Consider the following 15,791-nt stretch of genomic DNA (forward strand, 5'->3'; position numbering starts at 1 on the left):
AAAATTGCCACCCCCTGAATTTTAGGAAATAGTGAGGTTACCACACCAAACACCAACCTAAAAAGGAAGTGACAAGTTGTACCCTCAAATTATAACCTATTTATTAACTTTTATTAAGTACCAAGAACAAATCATTCGAACATTGCTTACCCTACTTATCGGAAAAAACATGTTTGAAAAACCAACAGAGCAACCTGTGAATAAACCCTATCGAAAACTCCAGGTAGATGATCTTCCGATAATCGAACCACTGGAAAAACTTGATTACAAAACTCTTTTGAAGGAGTATTTCAACGAACACGGTAAGTCACTAAAACCTGTTCAAAGGCGATCTAATTCCAAGACTGTTGTACCTAAATCAATGAATTGTCCTAAGTGTGGTGCTCCGTCGGACTATCTTTATGCCAATAACGGAGATAAAGGTCAATTTCAGTGTAAGGTGTGTTCGTGTCTTTTCAGTGATAAAAATCGTTTTTCAAAAGAGGCCATTTTAAAGTGTCCTCATTGTTCAAAATCACTCGATAAAATTAAGGATAGAAAAGACTTTTTCGTCTACAAATGCAAAAACAACAACTGTTCTTTTTACCAAAGAAACCTTAAAGCGATGTCCTCCAAAGAGAAGACACGATTTAAGAAAGATCCTCAAGCATTTAAAATAAGATATATCTTTCGGCAGTTTCATATTGATTTTCTACCTTTGGCCAAGCAAACGCCTGAACTACCAGCAGTAGATTTGTCTAGGATTTATGCTTCACCACATACATTAGGTTTGATATTAACCTACCATGTTAACTACGGCCTTTCGGCCCGTAGGACAGCTGCCATTATGCAGGATGTTCATGGTGTGGCTATTTCCCACCAAACGATATTGAACTACGAAAATAGCGTGGCTCTTATGCTTAAGCCATATGTGGATTACTATCCGTATGAGCTTTCCGACCAATTCTGTGGTGACGAAACTTATATTCGAGTCGGTGGACGCTGGCATTATTTATTTTTCTTTTTTGATGCGGTTAAAAAGATCATTCTTTCCTATCCGGTGTCTCCTAATCGAGATACAGCGTCAGCCATTCGTGCGATAGATGAAGTGTTAGTAAAGATGAAGGAGATCCCGAAAGACCTAACTTTCGTAGTAGATGGAAATCCAATCTACCTACTAGCTCAACACTTTTTCGCACAACATGACATTTCGTTTGATGTGAAGCAAGTAATCGGGCTTACAAATGATGACCCAGTTTCAACTGAATATAGACCTTTAAAACAGGTAATCGAGAGACTGAATCGAACATTTAAAGGCAATTATCGCTCCACTCATGGCTTTGGCTCGCAACAAGGGTCGGTTTCTTTTGTCACCTTATTTGTGGCTTACTTTAACTTTTTAAGGCCGCACGCCACCTTGGAAGGTAAGGTACCTGTCGTGAACCCAGAATTATCAGGGCTTCCGACAATGCCAGCACGTTGGACAAAACTGATTGAGTTAGCACAAAACTGGATTATCGAGCAGCAAACCGCCTAACTTTTTGTTTAGCTGAGCCCCTTGGGCTATTCAGTAATCGGCGAAGCGAACTCTTGACAAACCGAATGGAGAAAAAGGTTAAAATTGGTAATGGTCAAGGGTTATTTGTCATGCCTACTTTTGTTCCCATCGCCCTTGATACTTTTATCGCAACCTTTTTCGACTGTTTGTCAAGAGCGATTGCGGGGCCTCACGTCCCCCCAATGGAAGTGATCTAATACTTTACATAGTTTTCATAGAACTTTTGACACTACCACTTGATCACGTCTTTGTATGTAACAAGCTCGATGTGGTTTTCTTCAATCATCTGTTTGACATCTGGATGGGTTAAAATCGATAATTCCCGTGCACGCTGGACATTGTACGAACTACCTGTTAGCACCTCTTCATCAATAAACGCTGGATGACACATGATTTCTGCGGTTTCATAGGAAGTGGACTTCACTACTAAGTCTATGAGAGAAGTGGGAGTTAATGTGTTCCCATAAAATTCATAGAAGAATGTTTGAGTGGTTTGTAGAAGCTGATTACTTGAATGATTGTCATCCGCTGACACTTTTCGAATGGGAAGCTTGTAGTTTCTGGCCAATTTTTCCACAATCGGATAAACCATTTCCTTCCCATGGACATGATGATGCCCGTCCAAATGCGTGGGAGATAAGCCATACTTAAAAAATTGCTCAACTTGAGCATTGAGTTCTTTTTCGATATCGGTCAGTTTTGCTTTTTTCAGCATTTCCTCCATTTTGTAAAAACGGCCTGTTTCATCGACGAGTGACGGTACGTTTGGATGGATCGGATACCCACAGTCTAAAACAAGATGTATGCCAACTCCCAACCCTGGATGGGCAAGCGCTAGAGCTGCGGCATGCGCAGCTCCAGGCATATTGACCATCATGGTGGTTGAGGAGACGACTCCGTGTTTGTATGCTTCAAGGATTCCGAGGTTGACCCCTTTCGAGTACCCGAAATCATCAGCGTTGATTACTAACTTGGTCATAGGCTCCTCCTAACAAGCTTTAATTCCCTTGTTCCTCCGCATACTTCTGGCGATCCCACATTCTAAAGAATGGATAGTAAATCGCAAAAGTGACACAGAAGTTAAAGAGTTGCAGAAGGGCTCCAGAGACCTTCCCTCCTGTTGCTAAATAGCCTCCAATAATTGGTGGCATCGTCCATGGCACCGCAATACCCGCTGGTTTCGCTACAAGACCGGTGCTCATTGCGATATACGTGGTAATTACAATTGAAAGTGGTGCTAAAATGAACGGAACAATCATCAGTGGGTTCATGACGATTGGCATCCCAAACGTGATTGGTTCGTTAATATTGAAAAGTCCTGGTCCGAACGCAAGTCGTCCGAGCTGCTTCATTTGCTGACTTCGCGCCCTTAGTAGCATCATGACCACTAATGCGAACGTCGCTCCAGACCCTCCGATATAGACAAACAAGTCAAAGAACTGAGCCGTGAAAATATTCGGTAACTCTTCCGCTCCCTCTTGGAAAGCAAGACGGTTTGCATCCGTTGACGCTAACCAAATCGGCCCCATAACGCCACCTACGATAGAGGCACCATGTAATCCACAGGACCATAAGAGTTGTACAAGGAAAACAGCTACTAAACTACCAATCAAGCTGCCGCCGAGCACCCCGAGTGGCTTCCCAAGAAGCTCTCCGACGACATTGTGTAAGCTCCCGAAGTCAGTATTTTCTACTAATATACGTAAAATCCAAACAACGAAAATAACAATCGCACCTGGAATTAACGCTACGAACGATTTACTAACTGCAGGTGGAACCCCATCAGGCAGTCTGAAAACAATATTCTTCTGGATAATGTATCGATAAATTTCAGTAGACAGCATCGCGATGATCATCGCAACGAATAATCCTTTACTTCCCATCAAAGCAGCAGGAATCGCTCCACCAACCATAACAGCTTCTGATGCACCTTCTGCTAAAAAGGACACTTCAAATGGAGTCGCAAGTAAAAACGCAGAAACCGAAATCGCACCCGCAGATAATGGTTCCACATTGTACTTTTCCGCTAACCGGTAGGCGATCCCAAATCCGGCGATGAGCGCCATGATATCAAAGGTCGCACCTACTGGGTAGAGGAGCTTTGTTAGCCAAGCATCCCCAAACGTATTGGCCATGAACTCCTCATAGCCTGGAATTGGCAAAAATCCGAGAATTAGGAAAATCGAACCGACGATAATAAGAGGCATCGTTAAAATAAGTCCATCACGTAACGCTTGTAAATGACGCTGTCCGGCAATGCGTCCAGCTACTGGCATTATCTTGTTTTCTAACACATCCGTAAATTTGCTCATTCCAATCACTCCTTATTTGGTGACTAACTGTTTTGCAAATTTCAACACTTCGGCGCCATTACATGTTCCATAGTGCACGGTATTAATCATGTCCACCGGAATCCCTTTTTCCTGGCCTAGTTTTTTCAGTTGAGGCAACATATAGCGAACCTGCGGACCTACAAGCAATACATCTGCCTGGTCGACGTGATTTCGAACCACATCCGCAGATACCGCCCAAATTTTCGCCTCTATCCCCTGTTCCTCCGCGGACTTCTCCATTTTCGTCACTAATAGACTCGTAGACATCCCCGCGGCACAACATAATAAAATCCTCACTTTGTCCCCTCCCTTTCGTTTCAATTCTAGCTGGCTGATTCTCGGTGTACTTCATTCTATGTTGAAACCGTTTTCATATTCTTCTTTTCACCATTCAAAGTGAAAAAAATGGTTCTAAATTTAGGTCGTAGCTATTTAGGTGGATGGAGACGGGAGTGGGAAGAGCAGTGGAATGTAACGGATATTTGAAAAAATAAGAATGTTTTAGACTTGTTGAACATCAATTAGAGCGGGTAATGAAGCGGAAACGGTTTTCGTAGCGTTGATGAACTTCATTTCATCATTCAGATGAAGCCAAAATAACCTTCATAGCACTGATGAAGGTCGTATTGAAGCTAAATATAAACTGGAACGTCCTTCATCAGTGAGATTTTCCCAAATGACTGTCTGGCTTTTCATTACATTACTAGTTTCTAGAAAAACGGTGTTACTTAAAAAACACCAGCCCAAACTAGCCCCATACATACTAGCCAGATTCCAATAGGTATACACAAACTTTTCAACGCTTCTCCCCACGTGTAATAAGGCTTTCGTCTTCTTAAAACCCGATCGGTTATAAAAAATAAGACGGCTACTCCAAGACTAACCCACTTCAAAATGAGTCCAAAGAGAATATGTAAAATGGCTGAAACCATCCATTCGGTCTTTTGATTTTGTTTTGAAATAATCTCACCAAGCTTGTCACTAATCATCGATGTACTTACCCCATAGACTAAAATAACGGGAAAGCTATACATCATATAAAAAGGAATGCTCGTAATAGTTGAAACCAAATACACTTGGCTATTACCTTCACCGAGAGAATGAAAAACGAAACCAAAAATTATAGCGAAAATAGACCCCGATAAGGATGCAGCGATGATTTTTCTAGATAAAATCCCTTTCACGCTCCCTCTTTTTATTTTTATATCTATCGTAACATAAATTTCCATATTATAATTTGATTACAACAGCAAAAAAGCAACGTGAAATATGTTAATGTTTTTTCTAATCACCCTATATATAATAGAATCAAATGGTTGCATTTGTCGGAGGAAGTCTCATGGAAATCACTCAACACTTCTTTTTTAATCTTTCCTTAATCATCATTATCCTGTTCTTTGCCCTTGTTTGGTCGGCCAAGATGAGAAATTTTTCTTTATCGAAACGTTTTTCATTATTTTGGGGCATCGTTCTCCTTTGGTCATGCTTTCAGTTCTCTTACCATCCTGTTCCACATATATCAATGGATTTAAGAGAACTTCCGGTGTTGATTGGTGGTCTTTATTTAGGTATTGGTCCCATTCTTTCAATCATGGTGATTTTTATTAGAGGATTGTATGGAATCGATACAGGATTCTTTGCGAATATCGCCCTTTATTTACCATTAGCCTTATTCTTTTGGAAGGTTTACCCGTGGTTTTGGAATCAACGCCCATCTCGCCGGGTTTTCATATCCATCTCACTTGGCATTATAATTAGTATCATTACCCTATCTAGCTTAGAATATATGAATTTATCAATTCATCGATTGGATGCATACATAGCGTACCTAGTGGTTCCTAACTTAGGAATCGCCATGATATCCATAACGAGTGAGTTTGTTATAAAGAATTTCCATTTACAAAATCAATTGATTAAATCAGGTAAGTTAGAAGTAGTGGAACAAATGGGTGCTGCCATTTCCCATGAGATAAGAAATCCACTCACCTCAGCTAAGGGATTTGTTCAGTTGCTATTAGAAGGTCCACCAACCTCTCAAAAACATACCGAATATCTAAACATCATTTCACATGAATTGATCTTAGCCGAACAGGTTATCAAGGATTACCTGACCTTTTCAAAACCATCGTTAGAACAAGTGGAACCCATTGAGGTTAGTAAGGAACTGACTCTTATTATAAAAATGCTGCAACCTACAGCGAACAAAATTCAGTTGAAGTAATTACTCAAATTGAAAAAGGAGGATATATTATCGGAGATCGCCTCAAGTTTCACCAATGCTTTTTGAATGTGATAAAAAACGGAATTGAATCCATGCCTAGCGGTGGTCAGTTAATTATACGTACAGATAAAAACAAAAAAAATGTAACCATATCAGTCATTGACCACGGAATTGGAATGACAAAGGAACAATTGGATCGACTGGGAGAGCCTTATTATTCGACAAAAGGGTCAAAGGGTACGGGTCTTGGGATGATGGTGGTATATAGTATTGTGAAAGCTATGAATGGAATGATTCGTGTACAAAGCGAAGTGGGCGTCGGGACAACCTTTCGTTTTATCTTTCCATCTGTCGCAGATTTAGGTGGTTTTTTCCGAACGAAAACATCCAATGTAATAGAATAAAGCTCAGAGAGGATTTAATCTACATGAATAAACAGGAAAGCGGCTACCGATGGGTCGTGTTTGGCAGCGTCTTGTTTGCCTACTTTTTAATCGTCAGTCAACGAACCGCACCAGGTCTGATTACCGACCAATTAATGACTGATTTTCAAGTTTCCGCTTCTCTTATCGGTCTTATAACAGGAATTCAATTTTTAGCCTATGCAGGACTGCAAATACCGGTCGGATTGTTGTCTGATCGATTCGGTCCTAATCATTTTCTTATTTTTGGAACCCTGCTTAATGGAATCGGAAGTGTCATATACAGTGTGGCCCCAAATGAGTATGTGCTATTGCTTTCTCGAATCTTAGTGGGAATGGGAGACGCGACGATTTTTGTTAATTTTGTTTTAATTATGAACCAGTGGTTTAAAGTTCAAGAATTTATCAGTTTATTAGGTATCGTTTCTATGACAGCTAGTCTTGGGTCTCTATCATCAACCGTTCCCTTCTCTGCGTGGATTTCTTTTTCAGGTTGGAGAACACCCTTTTTTACCATCGGACTCATCTTAATAGCATCATCCGTTCTTCTCTATACCGTTCTAGTTTCCAAACCAAAAAAACTATTTAAAGATACTCCCACATCCAAAAAACGTTCCACCAAAAAGCGTGAAAGTGTTTGGGTGATTCTAAAGCGTGTGTTTTCCACTCAGCAAGGTTGGGCCACATTCCTCTGCCACTTTGGAATTGTTGGTACCTATATTGGATTTATCGGTTCTTGGGGTGTTCCTTATGGAATTCAAGTGTTTGACTTGTCACGAGCTGAGGCCAGCCAACTGATTATGTATTGTCTATTCGGCTCCATTATTGGTGGACCGTTAATCAGTTGGATTACGAGCAGATTAGATTCGATCAAAAGAGTTTACACCCTCATTCATATCACCGTTTTATTTAGTTGGACAGCGTTGTTTTTTGCTGGTGTGAACCCTTCCTTTTTCATGGTATTAGCTTTGCTTTTTATTATTGGATTTGGTAATGGTGCGAGTTCACTAACATTTGCAGTTGTACGAAAGTCCTTTCCTATAGAAGAAGTGGGCGTGGTATCCGGGTTTGCCAATACAGGAGGCTTTCTAAGTGCCGTTTTATTGCCTAGTATTTTTGGAAAAGTACTAGATGCATTCCCTCAACAAGCGATTCATATTGGGTATCATTATGGATTTTTAATTCCTGTGCTGTTTTCATTTCTGGGATTAGTTGGAGTAATGTTAATTAAAGAACCTAAGAAGGAAGAAAAGAGGGTTCTAAGTGTTACGTAGAAGGCGGGTTTATCCCCGCCTTTTTGTTATCTTTTAAATCCACCTTCTGAATGAATAATCTGGCCCGTGATCCAGTCCGCTTCTTCACTGACAAGAAATTTAATCGTTTTTGCCACATCACTTGGCATTCCTACTCGCCCGAAAGGAAACATCGGCGTTAGCTCCTCTTTTAGTTCCTCTGTCATCCAGCCGGTATCCGTTGGTCCTGGGTTCACAGCATTCACCGTAATACCTAGAGGAGCCACTTCTGCAGACAGTGTAATCGTAAGCGCATCGATAGCCCCCTTTGTGGTCGCATAAGCTAATTCACCTGGCATCGGCCCTTTAAACTGACCTGAAGTAAGATTGACAATCCTTCCACCTGATTTTTTTGGAAACCTTTTAGCAAATGTCGTACTAAGTAATGTAGTTGCCCGAATGTTGATAAAATAATGCTTATCTAATTCTTCAATAGTTACATTTGAAAAATCATTATTCGTAGAATAGGCGGCATTATTAATTAAAATATCCGGTTCACCCAACTCTTCACAAACCCGATTGAGTAGCTGTGTGGGTGCATCAGCTAGTGTTAAATCTAACTCCATACATCCCACCTTTACCCCTTTTTTCAGCAACTCTTCTTTTAATATGTCTGGCTCATCCCTCTGAACACTCCAAGGCATTGTTTGATCATATTGAGTCCAGTATGTAAAAAATAGATGATAGCCTGCATCTGCTAATTCTAAACAAATAGCCGCACCAATTCCTTTCAGCCGGCTTACCCCTGTAACAATCGCAATTTTTTCTTTTAATGGCTGCATTGATATTCCTCCATCCCTCATTCTCCCAAATTTCTCCACTTTCTCATTTTACAAAATGAAACAAAAGAAGGAAAGATGGTTAATTCCCAGCTTTCCTTCCCTTTCTCATAATTTAAATTTGGCTAGTTCTAGTTGAAGATCGGTTGCAATTTGAGCTAATGCTTCACTTGATGCCGTCATTTCTTGTACCATGGCCGCTTGTTGCTGTGTTGCAGCAGATACATTTTGAGCTTTTTCATCATTGCTTACAGCCAACTCATTCACCGCGTCCACTACATCTTTCATTTGATCCACTTCATTAAGAATATGAACGATCGAGTGATACACCTCTTCTGTATGATTGGTCATATGGCCAATCGCCTCATAAATTTGATGGAATGATTGTCCTGTTTGTTCGACTACATGAATTCCCGACTGGGTAGACTCTGTACTTGATTTCATAACAGTCACGGAGGTAGTAATCTCACTCTGAATTTCGTGTATTAACTCCTTAATATCACCAGAAGCTTTACTTGATTGCTCTGCTAGTTTTCTCACTTCATCTGCTACAACGGCAAAGCCCTTTCCATGCTCCCCAGCTCTTGCGGCTTCAATTGCTGCATTTAATGCCAGCAAGTTGGTTTGTTCAGCAATCGTATTAATCAAGCCAACGATTTCTTCAATTTTTCTGGATTTGTTATCCAACTGATCGATAGACTGAGCTGTTTGTTGAACCGTTGAATGGATTTCATTCATTTGTTCTATGGCCCTTTTCACATCGTTGGTTCCATCTTGTGCGAGAATCGTCGTATGAGCAGAAGAGTTTTTCACATTTTCTATATTGGACGTAATCTGCTCCATCCTTTGGTAAATCGCACTCGTACTATCTTTCATTTGGCTCGTATAATTGTTTTGCTCATTATTATTGGCAGCCACATCTTGGATAGACCCGGCTACTTCCGCTACGGAAGAAGCTGTCTCTTCGGCACTCGCCGATAATTCTTCAGCACTTGCCGCTACTTGTTCAGAAGAGGAACGAATCGTATAAAACATTTGGTTTAATTGATTTAACGCTTGATTGTAATGCTCACCCATTTGTCCCAGTTCATCATTTGATTTTATTTGAATCGGATGGGTTAAATCACCCTCCGCAAGGTATCCAATCTTCTCGACAAATTGCTTCATCTTTTTTGACATGCTTGAACTAAATACAATAATTAAAGTGATGGACACTAGTAAAAAGAAGGCAGTAATACCAACGGATTTTACTAGCAAAGAAGTAACTCCATCATATAGTTCACTCTCAGGCGCTACCGCTACCAGTTTCCATCCTGTTTCAGGAAAAGTAGAGTAAAAAGCCTCCCATTCCTGACTGTTCGTTGTAAAGACCTTGTTTCCATTTTCTTGACCGAGGATCTCTTCTCCTAGTTGTTTTAGCTCAGAATCGTCCATGATGTTATCGGACATTGCTTTTTCTTTATGAGCAATAAATTCTCCCGCTAAGCCTAAAAGGAACAGATGTCCTGATTGTTCAAACGTTTGCTTAACAATCAAGTCTTGTATCGTTGTTAAATCATAATCTGCCGTAATATTTCCAATAAACTTCCCTTCAACAAAAATCGGAACAGAAGCGGTAATTAATGTCTTATTTAACCCCTCATCATAGTAAGGCGGAGACCATGCGATCTTCCCTTCCCCGACTTCTCTCCCTTGTATATACCAATCTAGCTCCGGGTAATTATATTCAGCAGATTCATACTCCTCGGTGTATGAAATCGCCTCACCATTTCTATAAACATATGGTCCAAAAAATTCAGTATTCTCGTTATATTGAAAGGGCTCCAACCAAATGCCGAGCCCGAATGTATTGGCGTTTAATTTAATGGTTTCTTCTAAGGACTTTTTATAATCGTCTTTAACTAGCGCGTTCCCTTTAACCTTGTACAACGTGGCAATGGACTCAGCAAGCCTAGTGTGAGCTGTGAAACCATGCTCCATTTCCTCTAAAACCGTCGCCATCTGGTTATTCACACTAGAATCTGTCAGTTCAGTGATTTCTTTTTTCGAGCTAAAAAAACTTAAAGCCGTGATTGCAATCGTAGAAATAAGAATAATAGGTAAAAACATACTGAGCATTTTGATTTTAATACTACTTTTTCTTTTTATCATAAACCTACCCCCAGCAAGTCGCTTTTATTGTGTATTGTAAACATATAGTTCCCTCCTATCTTATATCGGTAAACTCCCTCATAGCTTAACTTCCATTTGTTACAAATAGGTGGCGATCATGTATCCATTTACCCTCCGAAGCATTCGAAATTGACCTTCGAAAACCGAGATAGGACTATTTAACCTCTCCGAAACATTCACAAACAACCTTCGAAACTAAGAATTTATCCTTGTGAATGATTCGGAAGTGACCTATGAATCAAAGTCTTTCGATGCGAACGATTCGAAAGCACCCTTCGAAACAAAGTTTATTACCCTCCGATTGTTTCGGAAACACCCTTCGAATGCCTATTGTAGTTGCCATTTAACCGATTACTTATATAGCTTTATGGAAAAATGAAAAATTTTAGTTTCTAATATTTTCATAATGTAATTGTTATCTTTTCCTTATTTTTGTATAATTGGAAGAAAATTAAAATGGGAGGAAAGATCTATGCTTTATAACCTAATGTTGTTTTTCCACATATTTGGGACCTTGTTGATGTTTATGGGGGTTGCCATTGCTCTAACGGCCCTGCTCTCCATCCTTTATGCAAAGGATACGCAGTCGATCAGAACATGGGCAAAGGTTGCGGTAAAATCAGATGGGCTCATTCCCATTAGTGTAATCTTTATATTATTTCCTGGTTTATATTTAGTGTTTTCGACTTGGGGCTGGGGAACGGGTTGGATTGATCTATGTTTAGCCACTCTTATCGCAATGACGATTATGGGACCCGTAATCAACTTGCCACGTTTAAAAGCTATTTTAGAAGCAGCGAACAATGAAACAAACAGCTCCCCTTCTACCGCACTTTTACAAACGATTCATAACCGAACTCTTTGGAACTCATTTATGATTATGACCATGCTTGGATTTGGCATTGTATTTTTAATGACAATGAAGCTCGCCATGGTAGGGTCTCTTGTTACCCTTTTGATATCGGTTGTTCTTGGATACGTATTAGCTACCATTATTTTAGGGAAAGCTTTTAACAGTAATAAAATAAATACAGGTTCCAATCATACATTAACGAAATAAAGTAAAACGTTCGGAGCTCCTCCATCAAGCGAATCGTTTTGAGTCGCATACAGTTAAAGACATAGAAAATGAGAGTATATATGAACTGGACTTGATAGAATATGCACTTGGTTGTCCGAATCCAGAGGGTATTCGGACTGCACTCAATTGAAATGACACTGGCATGTCCGAATCCAAAGGGTATTCGGACTGCACTCAATCGAAATGACACTGCCCTGTCTGAATCCAGAAGGTATTCAGACTGCATTCAATCGAAATGACACTGCCCTGTCTGAATCCAGAGGCTATTCGGACTGCACTCAATCTAAAAGGCACTGCCCTGTCTGAATCCTGAGGCTATTCAGACTGCACTTTATCGAAATGACGCTGGCCTGTCCGAATCCAGAGGCTATTCGGACTGCACTTTATCGAAATGACACTGGCCTGTCCGAATCCAGAGGCTATTCGGACTGCATTCAATCGAAATGACACTGCCCTGTCTGAATCCAGAGGCTATTCGGACTGCACTCAATCGAAATGATAATAGCCTGTCTGAATCCAGAGGCTATTCGGACTGCACTCAATCGAAATGACGCTGGCCTGTCCGAATCCAGTAAACCCTTTTTTACTTTCACCTCATTCAATTATTATATTCCTCCCTATTACCAATCAAATATTTATTTTTCCTTAGTAAAGTAATCAAATCATTTGACTAATAATTCACAATCTTTTATCATTAACACATACAAACAAATATCTCCTTAAAGGGGAGTAGCTTTTACAGCAAAGTCGTCACTACGGAGTCACTATTCTCCCGGCTTTGTTGGCAACCATTTGTCGTTGTTAGCAAGACCTTTACCTGTTTGTAAAGGTTTATTTACATTAAACCTTTACCATAGTGGTAGAGGTTTTTTATTGAATGATATTGTCAGAAAAATCAAATTTTAATTAACAGGAAGGAAGAACGAGATGAAACCTGGAAAACCAACTTTAGAAGAACTGATGAAACGAAACAAAGAGGAATTACTCAAGGATAAGTTATTAGTCGAGAGGATCGAAAGACGCGTAGAAGAAAAAATTATTAAGCAATAACGGCGTTTAGGCCCCCATCTGTACAGATGGGGCCCTTTGTTAATTTAAACCTTTCTCCACAACATAATCTTCATTTGAATTCTTTACAACCATATCGAAATGATGATGATATGGATGCATGAATAGTTCATATTGAATTCTTCGCTCTTTATGAGAATTTCTCAAATAATTGAGGTCGGTTCCCCTCTCAGTAACATCACGAATGCTCCTCCTCATAAGCTCCGTTTCTTCATCCGTATAGAAGTAAATTTTCAAATTGAATAAATCTGGATTAGTAAAAGCGACACTCATGCCTTCCACGATATTCACTTTTTTTGAAGGAATCAAGGAGCTACTTTTGCCAATCGGAAAAAAATTGAATCCCTCTTTTAACATATGAATATCTCTTTCTAATGCAGTTACATGATGAGCCAATGGATGACAAGCGGTCATTTTATCATGATGAATTTGATTCTCATATTCATAATCGATTTGCGTGTACTTCCTTAGATTCGAGCCAATAATGTATGGATCCGTATTCATGTAATTCACCTCATTAGGATCCAATAATTTTAATAAACTGTTAGCAAATGTAGTCTTTCCAGAAGCTCCATGACCCGATATACCAATCATTATTTTTCTATCACTGCTATTTATCCAATTTGCAATCTCATGTAATAACTTTTCCATCTTATCCTCCATTTTTGAACAACACTGAAAACCCAACAACATCCTAAACCTATTTAAGGTTTCATCAACTACCTCCATGCGCTCAACCTAGCACAGATTAACTGATCGTTTTCCCCACCTGAGAAAGTGCATATTGAATTCCATGCTGCAGTGTTTGAAAAACTTCATAACGACTAAGCGTGACATGGGATTGAGCCATTTGTATGGCTAAGCTGACAGGAATACCCACCAATATGGATTTGGTCCCTATTAAGGAAGCTGCAGAGCCTATTTTTACAATAAGGTCGATGGTAAAATGATCCACTTCCGTATCAAGACCGGTTAAGTCAAGAATCAGATAATTAGCTTTATGCTTTGGTAAATTGCTCAAGGTGTTAATTAAAAGGTCTTCTGAACGGTCCTCCTCGTATTTCCCGATCAGGGGAACAACGACAATTCCATCAAAGATTGGTATAATCGGAGAAGAAAGTTTTTTTACCAGATTTCGAAGTTCACTTGTTTTCTGTTCCACCATTTCTTCTAAGCGTAAAATTTGTTCAGACTCTTTTTTTCGAGCTAACTGGTGGATATTTGAGGTTGCCGTAATATTGGAAGGAAAGTACTTAACGATGCTGTATTCAGACCCTTCGAGTTGGTCTTGTTCATATTCGTACCAAATGTTCACTCCAAAAAGGCTACTGAATACCCCTGCGAAATGAGCGGCTAAAAAGGCGGTTCCCTTGTTCTTCCCTTGAGCCAAGTTGATTTTGTATTCCCAACTATCTCTGATATGAGCAACAAGCGTTTTCGTTTCGTAATCGAGGTGCTTTATTTCTGCTCTTCCCCAGCCGGCAGAAGCGTATGTATTGGCCATCATTTTTGCTACCGCTTTCACATCAAAGTCCTTGATTTTCCGGAAGTAGTCCCCTACTACAAGGCCTTGGCGATACCCGGTTGTCTCAAGAACCAAATTGGATGCCTCTTCGCCTGATATCTCTTCAATGGTGTCAAAGAAAGACTTCATAGCACTATTGATCCAAAAAAGGACAGCATCCTGATTTTCATATTGAAACTTTCCATTTTCAACATCCCAATTAAATCTCAGTCCTTCTATATTTACCTTTGAGTTTTTGCTCATACCGCACCCCTTGTCTTTGTATAGTCGTTCCAAAATGCTAGAAAGGAATGACAGATGCCGTTCCTCCACCTTCTCTAACATATGTAAACCATCAAACAGCATGTAATATAGTAAGAGTTTCGTATACATGCATAGAACCACCCACCGCCTTACTACTCTCCCTAATTTTACTATAAACATTAATTTTTTCCATTTATATGATAATAAAGATCATAATCTCCCTCTTCTATCTTTAAAATTTAATACAATCGTTATATTAGTTACATTTATCATCTAATTTAAACAAACCTGTAAATTTGTAATAGTGAATCCTATGATACATTAAATTTACAAGTAAGATTAAAGAGTTGATACTATGTTAAATGTAAAAGAAACTACTGAATTACTTCGGAGTGAAGGCATCGCGGATAGTGAAGAAACGTTGATTCGTTGGATTCTCGATGGGAAAATAAGGGCCAAAAGAACAAAAGATTTAAATATAAACTTTTCTATCGACCCTTTCGATTTAGCCACTTTTATTGTTGAAAAGAAAAATGAGAGATTGAGTCAACAATTCGGCGTCGATTATGAGCATTGGGAAAAAACATTTCAGGAAAATACCAGATTAAAAGAAAAAATGGAAGAACTAGAAATAACTCTACGAATTGAACGAGCCAAGGTTCGTTCATTGAAAAAAATGGTCCGATCAGAAAATTCATTATTCACGCCTGCCCCTTATTCCATCCACTCCCTATTAGGGGTTGAAGAGGATGCTGACAAGGACTTCATGAAAAAAGAGCTAAAAAAACTACTTAAGTTCCTTCATCCAGATCGTGGTGGGGATGAAAGACTATTTAAAGTGTTTTATGAACACTACGAAAAAATGAATTTTAAGTAATTTTATAAAAATAAAGAAAGGTGGTCATTTTATGGCAGACTTAAATTTACAACAACTTGTAGAGGCGATACCTAAATCTGTATTAAATGCATCTGATCGTGATTTGGAAGGATTCCAGAAAATCCTTCAAGAAACCATTAAATTAAGAGAAGGACATCTTAATTTACAAAAAATGATTAAAAGTTACTCGCTATCAAGTCCTACTCATACGAATCAACGATAAGTACTCAGAGGACATTTT

The 15,791-nt window shown here is 39.4% G+C and carries 17 protein-coding genes; 9 read left to right on the forward strand and 8 right to left on the reverse strand.

What is annotated here, in order from left to right; all coding sequences use genetic code 11:
* The first annotated feature begins 76 nt into the window (after positions 1 to 76).
* Together MKX65_RS12450 and MKX65_RS12455 are read left to right on the forward strand one after the other, a co-directional pair.
* Positions 77 to 1,516 (forward strand): DDE-type integrase/transposase/recombinase, encoded by a 1,440-nt coding sequence (locus MKX65_RS12450; RefSeq protein WP_160549950.1) that lies wholly within the window; start codon positions 77 to 79, stop codon positions 1,514 to 1,516.
* Between the two features lie 53 nt (positions 1,517 to 1,569).
* Positions 1,570 to 1,734, forward strand: coding sequence for a hypothetical protein (locus MKX65_RS12455; protein WP_340903365.1), 165 nt, complete (start codon positions 1,570 to 1,572; stop codon positions 1,732 to 1,734).
* Positions 1,735 to 1,766: 32 nt separating this feature from the next.
* Here the strand turns inward: MKX65_RS12455 and chbG are convergent, their stop codons facing one another.
* The 4 genes from chbG to MKX65_RS12475 all read right to left on the reverse strand — a co-directional run bounded on the left by chbG (position 1,767) and on the right by MKX65_RS12475 (position 5,054).
* The gene (chbG, locus tag MKX65_RS12460; protein ID WP_160549330.1) at positions 1,767 to 2,516 is read right to left on the reverse strand and encodes a chitin disaccharide deacetylase; all 750 of its coding nucleotides are present in this window, start codon (positions 2,514 to 2,516) and stop codon (positions 1,767 to 1,769) included.
* 19 nt (positions 2,517 to 2,535) lie between these two features.
* A complete protein-coding gene (celB, locus tag MKX65_RS12465) occupies positions 2,536 to 3,849 on the reverse strand; it encodes a PTS cellobiose transporter subunit IIC (protein ID WP_160549329.1) in 1,314 nt (437 codons plus the stop codon).
* A 12-nt stretch (positions 3,850 to 3,861) separates the two neighbouring features.
* Positions 3,862 to 4,167, reverse strand: coding sequence for a PTS sugar transporter subunit IIB (locus tag MKX65_RS12470; RefSeq protein ID WP_340903831.1), 306 nt, complete (start codon positions 4,165 to 4,167; stop codon positions 3,862 to 3,864).
* Positions 4,168 to 4,598: 431 nt separating this feature from the next.
* Entirely contained in the window at positions 4,599 to 5,054 is a 456-nt protein-coding gene (locus tag MKX65_RS12475; RefSeq protein WP_340903833.1) for a hypothetical protein, read from the reverse strand.
* A 155-nt stretch (positions 5,055 to 5,209) separates the two neighbouring features.
* On the opposite strand from MKX65_RS12475, the gene MKX65_RS12480 reads away from it, so the two are divergent.
* The 3 genes from MKX65_RS12480 to MKX65_RS12490 all read left to right on the forward strand — a co-directional run bounded on the left by MKX65_RS12480 (position 5,210) and on the right by MKX65_RS12490 (position 7,787).
* Positions 5,210 to 6,091: a histidine kinase dimerization/phospho-acceptor domain-containing protein gene (locus MKX65_RS12480; RefSeq protein ID WP_340903834.1), complete on the forward strand. Its 882-nt coding sequence runs from the start codon at positions 5,210 to 5,212 to the stop codon at positions 6,089 to 6,091.
* Between the two features lie 92 nt (positions 6,092 to 6,183).
* Positions 6,184 to 6,495 carry an ATP-binding protein gene (locus MKX65_RS12485; RefSeq protein ID WP_340903836.1) on the forward strand — a complete coding sequence of 104 codons (312 nt, stop codon included), beginning with the start codon at positions 6,184 to 6,186 and terminating at the stop codon, positions 6,493 to 6,495.
* A 23-nt stretch (positions 6,496 to 6,518) separates the two neighbouring features.
* Positions 6,519 to 7,787 carry an MFS transporter gene (locus tag MKX65_RS12490; RefSeq protein ID WP_160549327.1) on the forward strand — a complete coding sequence of 423 codons (1,269 nt, stop codon included), beginning with the start codon at positions 6,519 to 6,521 and terminating at the stop codon, positions 7,785 to 7,787.
* Between the two features lie 26 nt (positions 7,788 to 7,813).
* Here the strand turns inward: MKX65_RS12490 and MKX65_RS12495 are convergent, their stop codons facing one another.
* Positions 7,814 to 8,587 (reverse strand): SDR family oxidoreductase, encoded by a 774-nt coding sequence (locus MKX65_RS12495; protein WP_160549326.1) that lies wholly within the window; start codon positions 8,585 to 8,587, stop codon positions 7,814 to 7,816.
* Positions 8,588 to 8,692: 105 nt separating this feature from the next.
* The gene (locus MKX65_RS12500; RefSeq protein WP_160549325.1) at positions 8,693 to 10,735 is read right to left on the reverse strand and encodes a methyl-accepting chemotaxis protein; all 2,043 of its coding nucleotides are present in this window, start codon (positions 10,733 to 10,735) and stop codon (positions 8,693 to 8,695) included.
* Between the two features lie 493 nt (positions 10,736 to 11,228).
* Between MKX65_RS12500 and MKX65_RS12505 the strand changes: the two genes are divergently transcribed.
* Together MKX65_RS12505 and MKX65_RS12510 are read left to right on the forward strand one after the other, a co-directional pair.
* Positions 11,229 to 11,816 (forward strand): hypothetical protein, encoded by a 588-nt coding sequence (locus MKX65_RS12505; RefSeq protein ID WP_160549324.1) that lies wholly within the window; start codon positions 11,229 to 11,231, stop codon positions 11,814 to 11,816.
* A 948-nt stretch (positions 11,817 to 12,764) separates the two neighbouring features.
* Positions 12,765 to 12,887, forward strand: a complete 123-nt coding sequence (locus MKX65_RS12510; RefSeq protein WP_160549323.1) for an FbpB family small basic protein — start codon at positions 12,765 to 12,767, stop codon at positions 12,885 to 12,887.
* A gap of 39 nt (positions 12,888 to 12,926) precedes the next feature.
* On the opposite strand, the gene MKX65_RS12515 is transcribed toward MKX65_RS12510, so the two are convergent.
* Together MKX65_RS12515 and MKX65_RS12520 are read right to left on the reverse strand one after the other, a co-directional pair.
* On the reverse strand, positions 12,927 to 13,556 hold the full coding sequence (locus tag MKX65_RS12515; protein ID WP_160549322.1) for a phosphoribulokinase: 630 nt from the start codon (positions 13,554 to 13,556) through the stop codon (positions 12,927 to 12,929).
* A gap of 97 nt (positions 13,557 to 13,653) precedes the next feature.
* Positions 13,654 to 14,673 (reverse strand): STAS domain-containing protein, encoded by a 1,020-nt coding sequence (locus MKX65_RS12520; RefSeq protein ID WP_160549334.1) that lies wholly within the window; start codon positions 14,671 to 14,673, stop codon positions 13,654 to 13,656.
* A 355-nt stretch (positions 14,674 to 15,028) separates the two neighbouring features.
* On the opposite strand from MKX65_RS12520, the gene MKX65_RS12525 reads away from it, so the two are divergent.
* Both MKX65_RS12525 and MKX65_RS12530 read left to right on the forward strand, forming a co-directional pair.
* Positions 15,029 to 15,550 carry a J domain-containing protein gene (locus MKX65_RS12525; RefSeq protein WP_340903841.1) on the forward strand — a complete coding sequence of 174 codons (522 nt, stop codon included), beginning with the start codon at positions 15,029 to 15,031 and terminating at the stop codon, positions 15,548 to 15,550.
* A 31-nt stretch (positions 15,551 to 15,581) separates the two neighbouring features.
* Positions 15,582 to 15,773 (forward strand): hypothetical protein, encoded by a 192-nt coding sequence (locus tag MKX65_RS12530; protein ID WP_119708017.1) that lies wholly within the window; start codon positions 15,582 to 15,584, stop codon positions 15,771 to 15,773.
* The last annotated feature ends 18 nt before the right edge of the window (positions 15,774 to 15,791 follow it).

It is taken from the genome of Robertmurraya sp. FSL R5-0851, assembly GCF_038002965.1.
GTDB lineage: Bacteria > Bacillota > Bacilli > Bacillales > Cytobacillaceae > Robertmurraya_A > Robertmurraya_A beringensis.

Coding starts and splice junctions, on each gene's coding strand:
- celB (WP_160549329.1), bottom strand. CDS start 3,849: ATGAGCAAATTTACGGATGTGTTAGAAAACAAGATAATGCCAGTAGCT.
- MKX65_RS12485 (WP_340903836.1), top strand. CDS start 6,184: ATGCCTAGCGGTGGTCAGTTAATTATACGTACAGATAAAAACAAAAAA.
- chbG (WP_160549330.1), bottom strand. CDS start 2,516: ATGACCAAGTTAGTAATCAACGCTGATGATTTCGGGTACTCGAAAGGG.
- MKX65_RS12495 (WP_160549326.1), bottom strand. CDS start 8,587: ATGCAGCCATTAAAAGAAAAAATTGCGATTGTTACAGGGGTAAGCCGG.
- MKX65_RS12510 (WP_160549323.1), top strand. CDS start 12,765: ATGAAACCTGGAAAACCAACTTTAGAAGAACTGATGAAACGAAACAAA.
- MKX65_RS12500 (WP_160549325.1), bottom strand. CDS start 10,735: ATGATAAAAAGAAAAAGTAGTATTAAAATCAAAATGCTCAGTATGTTT.
- MKX65_RS12520 (WP_160549334.1), bottom strand. CDS start 14,673: ATGAGCAAAAACTCAAAGGTAAATATAGAAGGACTGAGATTTAATTGG.
- MKX65_RS12530 (WP_119708017.1), top strand. CDS start 15,582: ATGGCAGACTTAAATTTACAACAACTTGTAGAGGCGATACCTAAATCT.
- MKX65_RS12480 (WP_340903834.1), top strand. CDS start 5,210: ATGGAAATCACTCAACACTTCTTTTTTAATCTTTCCTTAATCATCATT.
- MKX65_RS12505 (WP_160549324.1), top strand. CDS start 11,229: ATGCTTTATAACCTAATGTTGTTTTTCCACATATTTGGGACCTTGTTG.
- MKX65_RS12525 (WP_340903841.1), top strand. CDS start 15,029: ATGTTAAATGTAAAAGAAACTACTGAATTACTTCGGAGTGAAGGCATC.
- MKX65_RS12515 (WP_160549322.1), bottom strand. CDS start 13,556: ATGGAAAAGTTATTACATGAGATTGCAAATTGGATAAATAGCAGTGAT.
- MKX65_RS12490 (WP_160549327.1), top strand. CDS start 6,519: ATGAATAAACAGGAAAGCGGCTACCGATGGGTCGTGTTTGGCAGCGTC.